Genomic DNA, 13,468 nt, shown 5'->3' with positions numbered 1-13,468 from the left:
GGAGTACACAATAAAGAAATGTGCTCCTATTTTATTTGAGGGGTAAATAAATATCAAAACGATGATTTTTATTGCTTATTGAAAATTCTGCTTTTTCATTAGATAGAGGTTTTGCATAAGATGGTCTTTTAACAACAATTCTTTTTTTTGCAAATTTTCTAGAAATATATAACAAATTTTCATTATTATCACTATAATTTATGATTTTTCTTAAAAATTGCATATTTTTTTTAGGTAGTGCTTTTTTTTTATTTTTTGGATACATTGGATCTAAATAAATTACATCTGGTTTAACAATTGGCATTTTAAATATTTTAGTACTATCATTACATAGTAAATGGAGTCTTTTTTTTAACCAATTTCCAATATTTTTATTTTCATGTGCTCTTTGCATAGCATCTTTTAACAAAGCAGCTATTATTGGATGTCGTTCAATCATAAGGACATAACACCCCCAAAAAGCAATTAAAAATGCATCTTTTCCAAATCCAGCTGTTGCATCTATAACATAAGGGGAGTAATTTTTTTTAATTCCTAGAGCTTTATATAGCGCTTCATGTTTTTTTTTAAAGTTTAAACATCTATAATTATTTTGCTTAGATAAAAAATCAATTTTAATCGATTTCTCATTAGGTTTTAAACGATTATATAATTCTAATGCATTATTATTAATAATTAATGCTATAGTAGAATTTTCGTCATGTTTTATGTTGTATTCATTAATTATTTTTTGTAATCTAAGGTTATTATTTTTTATAAATAAATATATATTCATAATATTTTTTTGTTTATTTATTATTAATAGTTGACTTATTTAAAAATAGTTTTAAAATATATAAAATAATAGAATTTTACATTATATACTTTATAATTTAAAATTCATTTTAATTAATAGATAACAAAATCATATCGATAATTTGATTTAAAATATTAATTAAAAAAATTAGTCTATAATTTTAAAAAATATTTTTTTTAAGGTATCATAAAAAGAATATTTTTATTTAAAAAATTTATAGTTTAAAATAGTTTAAAAAAAGGAAATAAAATTATGTCATCTAATATTAATCTAGTTGATAAATTAAATCCAACATCTTTTGAACAAAATGGAAAATTACAAATTAAAATAAATCCAGAAACATCAAATACTGTTATTAAAAATAATATTGTTGAAAAAATTAAGGAAAATAAAAAAGAAAATAAAACAGAAGATAAAAATCCTATAAAAGATATTAAAATTACAATTTCTTTGTCTAAAGATGAAGAAAATTTAATTGAATTAGAAAGATTGCAAAACAAATGCTTAAATGATTTAGATAATATTTTAATAAAAGCTAAAGAAAGAAAAAATAGTATTAATGATATTGATGTATTAAATAAAGAAAATTCTTTGAAAAAAAAACTACTACTGAAGAATCCCCTACTGAATCCACATTTCAATCTATTTTAAATTTTTTACCGAGATCTTTTAATGCTTTAATGGATTTCATTAAAGACACATTTTCTAATCTAAATATAATAAAAATCAGTAAAGAAATATTTGATAAAGTATTAGAAACAATATCTATTGCCTATAAAGCAGTTAAAAATGAAATTTTTAACCTTTTTAATGGAACTACATTTAAGAAAATTTTTGATGCAGGTTATAGATTTATTGTTGGATCATCAATGGATGAATCTACAAAAAAAGTAAACGATAGAATAGATAGTTTAGTTAAATACGTTGCAAAATTAAAAAAAACAATTGAAGCTTCAAAAGCTTTCATACATATTTTAATTGAAAAAATAAGAGAAGAGGGAAGATTAAAAATAGTCAACAAGTTAAATCATAATCCTAAACATCCTGAGTATGAAAGTTCATTTCCTGATTTAAATATTGAAGATCCAAAAGAAGAAAAGCTTAAAATATTAGATCAAAATAATTTAGATGAAAATTTTGACGAAAATCTTGATATACAAGTAAATGAAGGAAATTTGAAAATAAATTCCAAATTTAAACATGGAATTAATGAAAATATTGAAAAATCTGAGTATAACTATTTTACAAATAATACAAATTCTTCATCGATTTTCAATTATCCCCTATCATCTGAAAAAATCAATAATGCTGCTACAATTTCATCTTTTCAAAATGTTTTTGAAACATTCACACTTCCGAAGCATTTAGATACAAATTTTATGATAGATTTTCATTTTGCTGATTTTTTAATTGATGGAAAATTAATATCTTCATCGACTAAATCAAAAATGCTTGAAAGTTTTCAAAAATTAATTAAAACTGATACAGAACAAAAAATTATTTCTATATATGCAAATCCAATGTTATTAAAGAAATCTTATTTAAAATTAATTGCTAAACATCCAGAATTAAATAATGTACAAGTTGTACGTGGAAAAAATTTTTATGAGATTAATCATTTAAAAGATGGTACCATCAGAATTATTGATACCAATTTATCCGATTTTTATTCTATAAATTCAAACAATGTGAAAGAAAATCATACTTTTGGGGTAAAAACAAGTATTATTTTCTCATATATAGAAGAACCAAAAATAGAATATTCATATTTTGTTCATTAATTCTTTAAGATACATTTTTTCAAAAAATAATAGGGCACATTCTGGCCCTATTATTTTTTATTTTTTAAAGTTACACTAATAAATATTGTTAATTTGCAAGCGTTTTAATTTTTTTTAATAAAGCAAAGTATATCTTCTCGGGAAGATATGGTCTTACATTTCCTTTATATTTTGCGATTTCTTTCACAAAAGATGATGATATAAATGAAACTTCTTTAGATGAAAGCAAAAATACACTATCTAGTTCAGGGTATATTTGTTTATTAATAGCAGCGAGTTTAATTTCATAATCAAAATCAAATATTGTACGTACCCCCCTAATTAAAATATTAGTATTTTCTTTTTTTGCTAAATTAGCTAATAAATCATTAAAACCAATTATTTTTTTTATATTATTAAGATGTAATGTAGCTAATTTGGTTAATTTGATACGTTCTTTTAAACTAAAAATGGTTTTTTTATTTAAATTATTAGAAGAAACAGCGATAATTATATTATCAAAAATTTTTATTGCACGAGTTATAATGTCTAAATGACCATATGTAATTGGATCAAATGTACCTGGATATATTGCTGTTTTTTTCATTTTTTTATTTTTATAAATAATTTTTATTTTAATTGTAATAAAATTAAAATATAAAATTCCACTTGTATATGAGTTCTAACAAAAAGTTATAAATAAAAGTTTGAAACATAATTTTTATATTAAAAATTTAATTAAAAATCTATATTATTAATAATATTTATTTTATTTGAAATAAATTGATGTTCTCCAGTAATTAATTCAATTAAAAATTACTTTTAATAATTAATTTAGAATAACACATCAAATATTTGCTATCATCTAAAAAGGAACGAATTTATTAAATTAGTTATAATCCTAAAAAATTAAAATATATTAACTAATATTTTTTTATTCATTATTGAATAAAATAACTGTTTATATTTTAAGAAGTATTTTATATGCTTTTAAAAGAATTGATCTAAGAAATGAAGTTTATTAATTAAAAAATTTTTGATAAATAACATGTAATATATAAATAAAATATACAAAAACAAGTGTTATTTTTAGAAACAAAATAATATATTATTTTAATTTTTATGTTTAAAATTTATAATATATATAAATTATGTTAATTATATTGGTTTTTAAGATTAAAAATCTACCAATAATTTTCCATTGTAATATTCCCACTTTTTTTTCTTAAATGTTTAGTCATATTTCTATTTTTATTTAATAAAGAATATGTTTCTTTTACCATCGATGGATTGCCACATAACATAACATGTGAATTTTTATAATTCATATCCAATCCGATTTTTTGTTCTATTATTTTATTTTCCAATAAAAAAGGAATTCTTCCAGATAAAGAATTTTTATCTTTTTCTCTACTTAATATGGTCTGAATTTTTAGTTTTCCGTTATATTTTTTGCATAGTTTTTCCATTAATGGAAGATAAACTAATTCATTTTTATATCGTACAGCATGTATTAATATAATGTTTTTAAATCTTTCAATATCTTTACCTTCTTGTAAAATAGAACAGTAAGGACCAATGGCAGTACCAGTAGCAAACATCCATAATATTTCATAATTAGGTATTTCTTTAAGAGTAAAAAATCCAAATGCATGTTTTTTAATAAATATATTATCTTTTTCTTTTAAATTATATAAGATATTAGTTAATTTACCATTTTGAATACGAACAATATAAATTTCTAAATTTTTGTTACTTGGAGCATTTACAAATGAGTATGCTCTTTGAATTTTTCTTTTTTTTATATCTTCATATAAAGCTAATTTCGTGTATTGTCCAGCTTCGAATTTTGATATGGGAGCTTTTAAAAAAATACTAAATAAATTTTCAGTCCATTTTTTTATTTTTAAAACTTCAGCATTAATCCATGGGTTCATTAAATATTCCTATATGTTTTGAAAAATATTTTTAATAATCATTGCACTTATTTAAATTTAAGTACAATGATTATTAATAATTTTTGTTTTTAAACATTACTTATATTTTATTTGCTTTCAATTTTTGTATTATTAGGAATATTAATATATATTTTTTTAGGTTTTTCTTCATCTGGAATTTTACATTCAAAATTTAGTTCTAATAAACCTAAAAATAAATTTGCTTTATTTACCTGTATCTTGTGATCAAAGTTAAAACTTAAAGAAAAATTATTAAATATTATATCTTTATGTAAATATTTATATTTTTTTTCATTTTCTTGATTGTGTTTTTCTTTTTTTCCTTGAATTATAAGTTGATTATTATGTATAGATATATCTAGTTCTTTTTCTTCATAACCGGAAACATTTAGTGTTAATTTATATTTTTTTTCATTAATTTGAATAAGATTATATAATGGTGTATCTGATAATGGTTTTTCTCCTGTTAAAGTACTAAACATTTTGTCGATTTGATTAAATCTATTTGAAAAAACACTATTATGATGAATGTTTGGTAAAAAAGAAAATGAACGATAAGACATAAAAACCTCCTTTAATTTATTTATACTGAAAGGATATTTTTAAAATTAAAAATTTGATTAATTTTTATATGTGTCCTGATTTTTTTTTTTCAATAGTAATTGATAAAATAAAATATTCATCCATTTTAAATAATTTTTTAATGGATAAATATTTTTTCTGATTAATTTATAAAATAAAACGACTAAGATCTTCGTTAGATATTAATTGATCTAAATGTTTTCCAACATAATCTGCATTTATTTCAATTTTATTTCCAATATTACTACTAGCATTAAATGAAATATCTTCCATTAATTTTTCTAATATTGTATGTAACCTTCGAGCACCTATATTTTCCATAGATTCGTTTACCTTCCATGCTGCTTCTGCAATATTTCTAATACCTTCTTCCGTAAAGTTTATATCTACTCCTTCTGTTTTCATAAGCGCTTTGTATTGAGTAGTAATTGATGCAGTAGGTTCAGTAAGTATTTTTTCAAAATCATTTATTGTTAATGCTTGTAGTTCGACTTTAATTGGAAGTCTTCCCTGTAATTCGGGAATCAAATCTGATGGAGTAGATGTTTGAAAAGCACCAGATGTAATAAATAAAATGTGATCTGTTTTTACCATACCATACTTAGTAGATACAGTACATCCTTCAATTAATGGAAGTAAATCTCTTTGTACACCCTCTCTAGAGATATCTGGACCAGATGCATCACTTCTTCTACATATTTTATCAATTTCATCAATAAAAACTATCCCATTTTGTTCAACTGCGGTTATAGCTTCTTTTTTTATGTCTTCTGGATTAACTAATTTTGCTGCTTCTTCCTCTTTTAGTAATATAATTGCATCTTTAATTTTAAGTCTTCTTGTATTTCTTTTATGACCACCTAAATTTTGAAATAAAGATTGTAATTGACTTGTTAGTTCTTCCATACCAGGAGGTGCCATAATTTCAACTCCCATAGTACTAGCTAATAAGTTAATTTCAATTTCTTTATCATCAAGAACACCTTCTCTTAACTTTTTACGAAATATTTGTAAAGTATTTGAAAGACTTTCATTTTTTTCATTTTCTGTCCAATTATTTTTAGGTCTAGGTACTAAAACATCTAATATTCTTTCCTCAACAATTTCTTCTACTCGAGCTTTATTTTTCTCAATTTTTTTAATGCGAATCATTTTTATAGCAGCATCTGTTAAATCTCTAATAATTGAATCTACTTCTTTTCCTACGTATCCTACTTCAGTAAATTTAGTTGCTTCTACTTTAATAAATGGAGAATCAGCTAGTTTAGCTAGTCGTCTAGCAATTTCTGTTTTACCCACCCCAGTAGGACCAATCATTAAAATATTTTTAGGTGTAATTTCTTGTCTTAATTCGTTATTTAGTTGCATTCTTCTCCAACGATTTCTCAATGCAATAGATACTGCTTTTTTTGCTTTTTTTTGACCAACAATGAACTTATCAAGTTCAGCAACAATTTGAGGAGGAGTCATTTCGGACATATAAATAAGCCTTATTTTTCTGAAAGTAGTTCTTTTATAGTAAAAATATGATTTGTATATATACAAATATTTGCAGCAATATTTAATGATTTTTCTACAATTTTTTTAGCACTAAGACTAGTGTTTTCTATTAGTGCACGAGCAGCTGATTGTGCATAAGATCCTCCTGATCCAATTGCAATCAAATCATCTTCAGGTTGTATTACATCTCCATTTCCAGTAATAATTAAAGAAGTTTCTTTATCCGCTACTGCCAATAAAGCCTCTAATTTTCGAAGCATTTTATCAGATCTCCAATCTTTTGCTAATTCTATGGCTGATCGCTGTAATTGACCTTGATATATAGATAATTTTTTTTCAAACATATCAAATAAAGTAAAAGCATCAGCAGTACCGCCCGCGAAACCTGCAATTACCTTTTCATGGTAAAGAGTTCTAATTTTTTTGACATTACTTTTCATGATAGTATTGCCTAAAGTTGCTTGTCCATCACCTCCGATGACTACTTTGTTTTTTAATCTTACACTTAGTATTGTGGTCACAAGAAAAACCTCTTAAAGATAACGTTTTTATTTAGAAATATATAAAATTTTTACATAAAAATTAAAATCATTATTCTAATAACTGAATAATTAATTTAAGTTTATTTAAAGTAATTTTAATATTAAAAATTTATTAATTTTATGTTATTTGGTTAAAATTAATTGATAATATATTTTATCAAAAATATTCATTTTTATAAGTTTTCTAATTTTTTAATATATTTCCATCTTTCTTTTGGTTTAGCAGGTAATGTATTTTCATCTTCTTTATTTTGAACAAATATCTTTTTTTGTGTATTATTTGTTTTCTTTGAAAATATATTAAATAAAATAAAAAAAATTATTATTAGTGCTAAGATAGTGAATAAATTATATTTATTAAATTTGATTTTTTTTTTTTTAAAATACATCGAATTTATTTTATTTTTATGCTTATACATATTTTTATTTTTTAAAAAATTAATTGTTATTATACTAATAATTATATATATAGAATAAATATTTTTAATAATTTAGGAAAATTTTCTATGAAAAAAAAAATACATCCTCATTATTATCAGATAACAGCTATTTGTTCTTGTGGTAATAAAATTGAAATTTTCTCAACTCTTAATCATGATCTAAATCTAGATATATGTGCAAAATGTCACCCATTTTATACTGGAAAACAAAGAATTATTGATACTGGAGGACGTGTTGAAAGATTTAAAAAACGTTTTAAAATGACTAAAAAATAAACGATATAAAGCTATGATTTTTATCTATAATTTAAAATAATTATTTTAAGTTCTAAGCATCTTAAAAGGTATTTTGATGCTTAAAAATAAATTTAATTATTCTTACTCAATATTTGTCAAAAGATTAGATTTATTTTGAAAATAATTTTTTAATGAAACATAAATAGCATTAGCAACTTTTTTTTGATAGGAAACTGTTCTTAATTTTTTTTCTTCTTCAAAATTAGTGATAAATCCAGTTTCTATTAGCATAGAAGGTGTATTTATAGAACTCAATATTCCCAAACTAGCATAATTTAATCGTATTTTATGAACTTTTAAAACTTTTTTAAATTCTTCAAACATATAATTTGATAAGTTTATTTCCATAGTTTGAAAATTATTAAATTGTAAATCGAGAATAGTTTTTTTGAAATATATATCATTTTTACTATTTTTAAATATGTTTTCAATATTTTTAGAAAAATGAATTTTTTCTTTATTATTTTTTATAAAATTGTTAATTTCACGATGCATTCTACTGTTTGAAACAATCCATATTGATATTCCTGATACATATTGTTTACTTGAAGAATCTACATGAATTGATAATAATAAACTTACGTGTTGATATTTTAAAAAATTTCTTCTTTTTTTTAAAGATAAATACGAGTCATTATTACGTGTTAAAATTGCATTAAAAAGTTTATTACTATCTAATAATTTCTTTAATTGAATAGCAATTTTTAAATTTATTTCTTTTTCTTTTAGTCCTTTATGTCCGATTGATCCAGGATCTTGTCCACCATGTCCTGGGTCTATTAAAATAGTAAATTTTTTTGTTTTTTTAATTAAATGATTTTTAAATTTATTAAAAAAAAATTATTTTTTGTATGATAATTTTTTATTTTTTCTGTAAATATTGCTGTATTAATAATTTTGTTATCAATATTTTTTTGAGATTTATCTTGAAAATTTATAAATAAAAAAGCTAATATTATCCATTTGTAAGAACAATCAAAGATCATAAATTTTCCTTGATTTTTATATCGTTATAATAGTTTTAATATCTTAATTTTGGAGCGGGAAACGAGATTCGAACTCGCGACCCCAACCTTGGCAAGGTTGTGCTCTACCAATTGAGCTATTCCCGCAAAATTTATATATATTTTTAAATATATTATATATTTTATATACATAAAATTTATTAATCAAGCTTTACTTAAAAAAAATATATTTACATCAATAATATTTTTTTATTTTGAATTAAATACTAAAAAAAGTTTCTTTATAAAAATGCAACTCCATTATTGATTCTTGTATATCGTTTAATGCAGTGTGTTTTTTTGTTTTAAATTTTTTTATTTTAGGATACCAACGATATACTAATTCTTTGATCGTGCTTACATCAATACACCGATAATGAAAATAATTTTCTAAATTAGGCATATATTCATTTAAAAATCTGCGATCTTGATAAACACTATTTCCGCACATAGGAGATGATTTTATATCAACCCATTTTTTTAAAAAAAATATAGTTTCAGATTCAGCTAGTGATTCATTATAAGTACTTTTTTTCACTCTTTCAATTAATCCAGTTTTTGTATGAGTTTTTTTATTCCATTCATTCATTAGTAGTATGTGTTTTTCTCTTTGATGAATTGCAAAAACTGGACCTTTTGCAAGTATATTTAATTTTTCATCTGTAATTAAAGTAGCTATTTCTATAATTCGATGAATTTTAGGATTTAGTCCAGTCATTTCTAAATCAATCCAAATTAGATTTTGATTAAGTTCCATAAAATTTTTATTTAATATTAGAATTATAATTTATTGTATATTATTTTTTATTTTTAAAAAATTAAAAAATTTTTACGAGAATCTTAATAATTTTTTATTATTTATAGATATTTGATACATAAAACATTGTAGTATAATAATTTAATATTGAGAAATTATTTGAGAAATTATTTGAATGAAATATATTAATCCTGTTAATACTAAATCTTGGAATATTTTGAAAGATCATTTTAATAAAATAAAAAATATACATTTAAGAGATCTTTTTTTGTTAGATCCTAATCGATTTAAAAAATTTTCTATTTTTCTGGAAAATGAAATATTAGTTGATTTTTCAAAAAATCGTATAACTGAAAATACTTTAAAATATTTATTAGATCTAGCAAAAGAAATGAATGTTAAAGATGCTATTAAACTAATGTTTTCTGGCGCTAAAATAAATAAAACAGAAGATCGATCTGTATTACATATTGCTTTGCGGAATAGACGTAATTTTCCCATATTTGTAGACAATAAAAATATTATGTTAGATGTTAATCATGTATTGAATAAGATGAAAGATTTTTCAGATTCAGTAATTAGTGGTCAATGGAAAGGTTATACTGGAAAATCGATTTTAGATGTTGTTAATATTGGTATTGGAGGTTCTGATTTAGGTCCATATATGGTTACAGAAGCATTGCGTCCATATAAGAATCACTTAAATATACATTTTGTTTCGAATATAGATGGTACTCATCTTTCTGAAGTTTTAAAAAAAATTAGTCCTGAAACAACAATTTTTTTAATAGCTTCTAAAACATTTACTACAGACGAAACAATAACCAATGCAAATAGTGCGAAAATATGGTTTATGAGATATTCAAAAGATAAATCTAGCTTAGATAAACATTTTTTTGCATTATCAGCCCATATAGAAAATGCATTGAATTTTGGAATTAATATTAAAAATATTTTTCAATTTTGGAATTGGGTAGGTGGTCGTTTTTCACTATGGTCTTCTGCTGGATTATCTATCATATTATCTATTGGATTTAATAATTTTGAAAAATTTTTAAATGGTGCTCATACTATAGATAATCATTTTTACAATTCAGAATATGAAAAAAATATACCAATAATATTAGCTGTTATTAGTATTTGGTACACTAATTTTTTTGGTTCTGAAACAGAGGCTATATTTCCATATGACCAATACATGCATCGATTTTCAGCTTATTTCCAACAGTCTAATATGGAATCTAATGGTAAATCAATAGATAAGAAAGGTCAAAAAATATGTTATCAAACTGGACCTATAATTTGGGGAGAACCCGGAACTAATGGTCAGCATGCTTTTTTTCAATTAATACATCAAGGTACTAAATTAATTCCAAGTGATTTTATTGTTCCTATTTTATCTCATAATAATTTAAGAAGTCATCACATAAAATTAATATCTAATTTTCTTGCACAAACTAAATCACTTGCTTTTGGCAATATAGAAAAATCTTTTTTTAAAAAATCAATTTCGATCGAAAATAACATAAAATGTATTCTAAATAAAAAAGATGAAAATTTTTTATTCAAGCAATGTATAGGAAATCAACCTACAAATTCCATTTTAGTACGTAAAATAACACCTTATAATTTAGGTATGTTAATCGCTTTATATGAACATAAAATTTTTGTTCAAGGTCATTTATTAAATATTTTTAGTTTTGATCAATGGGGTGTAGAATTGGGTAAAAAATTGGCTAAAGATATTTATGAAAATATTTCTAATTTAGAGAAATATGAAAGTTTTGATTCTTCTACACAAGGTTTAATAAATTTTTATAGATCTTTTTATAAATGAAATATTTAGTTAGTTAATTTATTTATTATGAACATAAAATAAACGATATGAGATTTTATAAAAAATTTTAAATAATAATTATTTAATATAAGTTTGTTTTTCAATATATGAGCAATCAGTATGTTTAAATCAATTAAATTAAAAATACAAAACTTTGGACAATTTTTAAGTAATATCATGATGCCTAATATAAGCATTTTTATTGCATGGGGTATTATGAATGTATTATTTGCACCTCTTGGATGGAAACCAAATAAGATTTTGGCAGAATTAATTTCACCTATAATATTTTATCTTTTACCAATTCTTATTGGATTTACTAGTGGCAAATTAGTCGGCGGCAAAAGAGGAGGGATAATTGGTAGTATAACTACTATTGGCATGATTACTAGTACTGGAATACCTATGTTATTAGGTGGAATGATTTCAGGTGTATTGGGCGGTTGGATTATTAAAGTTTTCGATAATTTACTTAAAGATAAGATAAAGAATGGTTTTGAGATGTTAATCAATAACTTTTCTATTGCATTAATTGGAATTATTTTAACAATTATTGCATTTTTATTCATTGGACCTTGTATTGAATGGTTTTCATTTTCTATAGGTCGTTTATTAAAAATAGTTATACATCATAATTTATTACCACTTATAGCTATTATAATTGAACCTGCTAAAATATTTTTTTTAAATAATGCAATTAATCACGGAGTTTTCACACCCTTAGGTCTTCAAGATATTTTAGAAAATAAAAATTCTATATTTTTTTTAATAGAATCAAATCCTGGACCAGGATTAGGAATGTTACTTGCATGTTTTTTTTTCGGAGAAAAAGATTATTATAAATCTGCTGGAGGAGCTGCAATTATTCAATTTATAGGAGGTGTTCATGAAGTTTACTTTTCTTATGTTTTAATGAATCCAAGATTAATATTGTCGCTTATTTTAGGAAGTATGACTAATATTTTTATGCTTGTTTATTTTCATGGCGGTTTAATTGGTGCTGTTTCACCAGGTTCTATTTTATCTATTTTAGCAATGACGAAAAAGGGTTTTTACTGTATTAATATTTTTTCAATTTTTTCTTCTTTTTTTGTTTCTTTTTTAGTTGCTTTTATATTGTTAAAATTTATTCATAATAAAAATAATAACACTAATATTTGCTTATTAAATAATAAAAATTACAAATCAAATGATTTTTTTAAAAATGTTAATACTATTGTAGTAGCTTGTGATGCTGGAATGGGATCTAGTGCAATAGGTGCAAGTATTCTTAGAAAGAAAATGAGAAAAAAAAATTTAATGCATATATCTGTATTTAATACTTCTATTCATTGTTTACCTCATAATGCAGATATAGTAATAACACATAAAAATCTAACTTCTCGTGCTAAAAAATATGCTCCTAATGCTAAACATATACCTTTAATTAATTTTCTTGACAATGTTTTTTATGATTTTTTAGTAAACAAATTAATTCAAAATAAAAACTTTCGTAATGAAGAAAAAATAAGTAAAACCAATGGTTTTGATATAAAAGATAAATCAAATAAATTATTTAAACTAAGTAAAAAAAATGTTTTTCTTAATCAATTTGCTGATAATAAAGAACAAGCTATTAAAATAGTTGGTAAATATTTAGTAGAACAAGGTTATGTGGAGAACAACTATATTGATGCAATGTTGGCTAGAGAAAAAATTGCATCTACTTGGTTAGGAGAAAACATTGCTTTACCTCATGGTACTATAGAAGCAAAAAACAATATTTTAAAAACTGGAATAATTTTTTGTCAATTTCCAAATGGTGTACGTTTTGGAGATGATTTTAATGATATTGCTTATCTTGTAATTGGTATTGCTGCTAAAAATAATGAGCATATTAAAGTGGTTAGTCAAATTACAAATGCATTGGATAATACAGAAATTATTAGTAAATTATCTAAAACAAAAAATGTAGAAGAAGTTTTATCATATTTAAATATTTAATTAGGATTTCAT

15 protein-coding genes and 1 tRNA gene are annotated in these 13,468 nt (G+C 22.5%); 5 read left to right on the top strand and 11 right to left on the bottom strand.

Going from position 1 to position 13,468, the window contains the following annotated elements; genetic code table 11:
• Window positions 1–31 precede the first annotated feature (31 nt).
• Window positions 32–775 (bottom strand): class I SAM-dependent methyltransferase, encoded by a 744-nt coding sequence (locus D9V64_RS02990; RefSeq protein WP_158367183.1) that lies wholly within the window; start codon window positions 773–775, stop codon window positions 32–34.
• Window positions 776–1,048: 273 nt separating this feature from the next.
• Between D9V64_RS02990 and D9V64_RS02985 the strand changes: the two genes are divergently transcribed.
• Complete coding sequence (locus tag D9V64_RS02985; protein WP_158367180.1) at window positions 1,049–1,447, top strand: hypothetical protein; 399 nt, start codon at window positions 1,049–1,051, stop codon at window positions 1,445–1,447.
• A gap of 29 nt (window positions 1,448–1,476) precedes the next feature.
• Window positions 1,477–2,577: a hypothetical protein gene (locus D9V64_RS02980; protein ID WP_158367178.1), complete on the top strand. Its 1,101-nt coding sequence runs from the start codon at window positions 1,477–1,479 to the stop codon at window positions 2,575–2,577.
• Between the two features lie 88 nt (window positions 2,578–2,665).
• On the opposite strand, the gene coaD is transcribed toward D9V64_RS02980, so the two are convergent.
• The 6 genes from coaD to D9V64_RS02950 all read right to left on the bottom strand — a co-directional run bounded on the left by coaD (window position 2,666) and on the right by D9V64_RS02950 (window position 7,557).
• On the bottom strand, window positions 2,666–3,163 hold the full coding sequence (gene coaD, locus D9V64_RS02975) for a pantetheine-phosphate adenylyltransferase (protein ID WP_158367175.1): 498 nt from the start codon (window positions 3,161–3,163) through the stop codon (window positions 2,666–2,668).
• A 577-nt stretch (window positions 3,164–3,740) separates the two neighbouring features.
• Window positions 3,741–4,493 carry an FAD-binding oxidoreductase gene (locus D9V64_RS02970; protein WP_158367172.1) on the bottom strand — a complete coding sequence of 251 codons (753 nt, stop codon included), beginning with the start codon at window positions 4,491–4,493 and terminating at the stop codon, window positions 3,741–3,743.
• Window positions 4,494–4,600: 107 nt separating this feature from the next.
• Window positions 4,601–5,077 (bottom strand): Hsp20 family protein, encoded by a 477-nt coding sequence (locus D9V64_RS02965; RefSeq protein ID WP_158367169.1) that lies wholly within the window; start codon window positions 5,075–5,077, stop codon window positions 4,601–4,603.
• 166 nt (window positions 5,078–5,243) lie between these two features.
• Window positions 5,244–6,575: an HslU--HslV peptidase ATPase subunit gene (gene hslU / locus D9V64_RS02960; protein ID WP_158367166.1), complete on the bottom strand. Its 1,332-nt coding sequence runs from the start codon at window positions 6,573–6,575 to the stop codon at window positions 5,244–5,246.
• A gap of 11 nt (window positions 6,576–6,586) precedes the next feature.
• On the bottom strand, window positions 6,587–7,117 hold the full coding sequence (hslV, locus tag D9V64_RS02955) for an ATP-dependent protease subunit HslV (RefSeq protein WP_158367163.1): 531 nt from the start codon (window positions 7,115–7,117) through the stop codon (window positions 6,587–6,589).
• Window positions 7,118–7,311: 194 nt separating this feature from the next.
• Window positions 7,312–7,557 carry a hypothetical protein gene (locus tag D9V64_RS02950; protein ID WP_158367160.1) on the bottom strand — a complete coding sequence of 82 codons (246 nt, stop codon included), beginning with the start codon at window positions 7,555–7,557 and terminating at the stop codon, window positions 7,312–7,314.
• Between the two features lie 87 nt (window positions 7,558–7,644).
• Between D9V64_RS02950 and rpmE the strand changes: the two genes are divergently transcribed.
• A complete protein-coding gene (gene rpmE / locus D9V64_RS02945; protein ID WP_158367157.1) occupies window positions 7,645–7,854 on the top strand; it encodes a 50S ribosomal protein L31 in 210 nt (69 codons plus the stop codon).
• 102 nt (window positions 7,855–7,956) lie between these two features.
• On the opposite strand, the gene D9V64_RS02940 is transcribed toward rpmE, so the two are convergent.
• From D9V64_RS02940 to orn, 4 genes are all read right to left on the bottom strand, one after another.
• Window positions 7,957–8,685: an N-acetylmuramoyl-L-alanine amidase gene (locus tag D9V64_RS02940; RefSeq protein WP_158367154.1), complete on the bottom strand. Its 729-nt coding sequence runs from the start codon at window positions 8,683–8,685 to the stop codon at window positions 7,957–7,959.
• A complete protein-coding gene (locus D9V64_RS03170) occupies window positions 8,685–8,861 on the bottom strand; it encodes a hypothetical protein (RefSeq protein WP_187308564.1) in 177 nt (58 codons plus the stop codon). Before D9V64_RS03170 ends, D9V64_RS02940 begins: the two co-directional genes overlap by 1 nt.
• 50 nt (window positions 8,862–8,911) lie before the next feature.
• Window positions 8,912–8,987, bottom strand: a tRNA-Gly gene (locus D9V64_RS02935).
• A gap of 112 nt (window positions 8,988–9,099) precedes the next feature.
• The gene (orn, locus tag D9V64_RS02930; RefSeq protein WP_158367151.1) at window positions 9,100–9,636 is read right to left on the bottom strand and encodes an oligoribonuclease; all 537 of its coding nucleotides are present in this window, start codon (window positions 9,634–9,636) and stop codon (window positions 9,100–9,102) included.
• A gap of 175 nt (window positions 9,637–9,811) precedes the next feature.
• Between orn and pgi the strand changes: the two genes are divergently transcribed.
• Together pgi and D9V64_RS02920 are read left to right on the top strand one after the other, a co-directional pair.
• Window positions 9,812–11,473: a glucose-6-phosphate isomerase gene (gene pgi / locus D9V64_RS02925; RefSeq protein WP_158367147.1), complete on the top strand. Its 1,662-nt coding sequence runs from the start codon at window positions 9,812–9,814 to the stop codon at window positions 11,471–11,473.
• A gap of 120 nt (window positions 11,474–11,593) precedes the next feature.
• Window positions 11,594–13,456: a PTS mannitol transporter subunit IICBA gene (locus D9V64_RS02920; protein ID WP_158367144.1), complete on the top strand. Its 1,863-nt coding sequence runs from the start codon at window positions 11,594–11,596 to the stop codon at window positions 13,454–13,456.
• The last annotated feature ends 12 nt before the right edge of the window (window positions 13,457–13,468 follow it).

This window comes from Buchnera aphidicola (Aphis nerii), from assembly GCF_005083105.1.
Taxonomy (GTDB): domain Bacteria; phylum Pseudomonadota; class Gammaproteobacteria; order Enterobacterales; family Enterobacteriaceae; genus Buchnera; species Buchnera aphidicola_AS.
This window is presented reverse-complemented; position numbering and strand designations above follow the sequence as displayed.

Excerpts from the sequence above, each read along its gene's own strand:
- D9V64_RS02990 (WP_158367183.1), bottom strand. The coding sequence starts at position 775 with ATGAATATATATTTATTTATAAAAAATAATAACCTTAGATTACAAAAA.
- D9V64_RS02985 (WP_158367180.1), top strand. The coding sequence starts at position 1,049 with ATGTCATCTAATATTAATCTAGTTGATAAATTAAATCCAACATCTTTT.
- D9V64_RS02980 (WP_158367178.1), top strand. The coding sequence starts at position 1,477 with ATGGATTTCATTAAAGACACATTTTCTAATCTAAATATAATAAAAATC.
- coaD (WP_158367175.1), bottom strand. The coding sequence starts at position 3,163 with ATGAAAAAAACAGCAATATATCCAGGTACATTTGATCCAATTACATAT.
- D9V64_RS02970 (WP_158367172.1), bottom strand. The coding sequence starts at position 4,493 with ATGAACCCATGGATTAATGCTGAAGTTTTAAAAATAAAAAAATGGACT.
- D9V64_RS02965 (WP_158367169.1), bottom strand. The coding sequence starts at position 5,077 with ATGTCTTATCGTTCATTTTCTTTTTTACCAAACATTCATCATAATAGT.
- hslU (WP_158367166.1), bottom strand. The coding sequence starts at position 6,575 with ATGTCCGAAATGACTCCTCCTCAAATTGTTGCTGAACTTGATAAGTTC.
- D9V64_RS02950 (WP_158367160.1), bottom strand. The coding sequence starts at position 7,557 with ATGTATAAGCATAAAAATAAAATAAATTCGATGTATTTTAAAAAAAAA.
- rpmE (WP_158367157.1), top strand. The coding sequence starts at position 7,645 with ATGAAAAAAAAAATACATCCTCATTATTATCAGATAACAGCTATTTGT.
- D9V64_RS03170 (WP_187308564.1), bottom strand. The coding sequence starts at position 8,861 with ATGATCTTTGATTGTTCTTACAAATGGATAATATTAGCTTTTTTATTT.
- orn (WP_158367151.1), bottom strand. The coding sequence starts at position 9,636 with ATGGAACTTAATCAAAATCTAATTTGGATTGATTTAGAAATGACTGGA.
- pgi (WP_158367147.1), top strand. The coding sequence starts at position 9,812 with ATGAAATATATTAATCCTGTTAATACTAAATCTTGGAATATTTTGAAA.
- D9V64_RS02920 (WP_158367144.1), top strand. The coding sequence starts at position 11,594 with ATGTTTAAATCAATTAAATTAAAAATACAAAACTTTGGACAATTTTTA.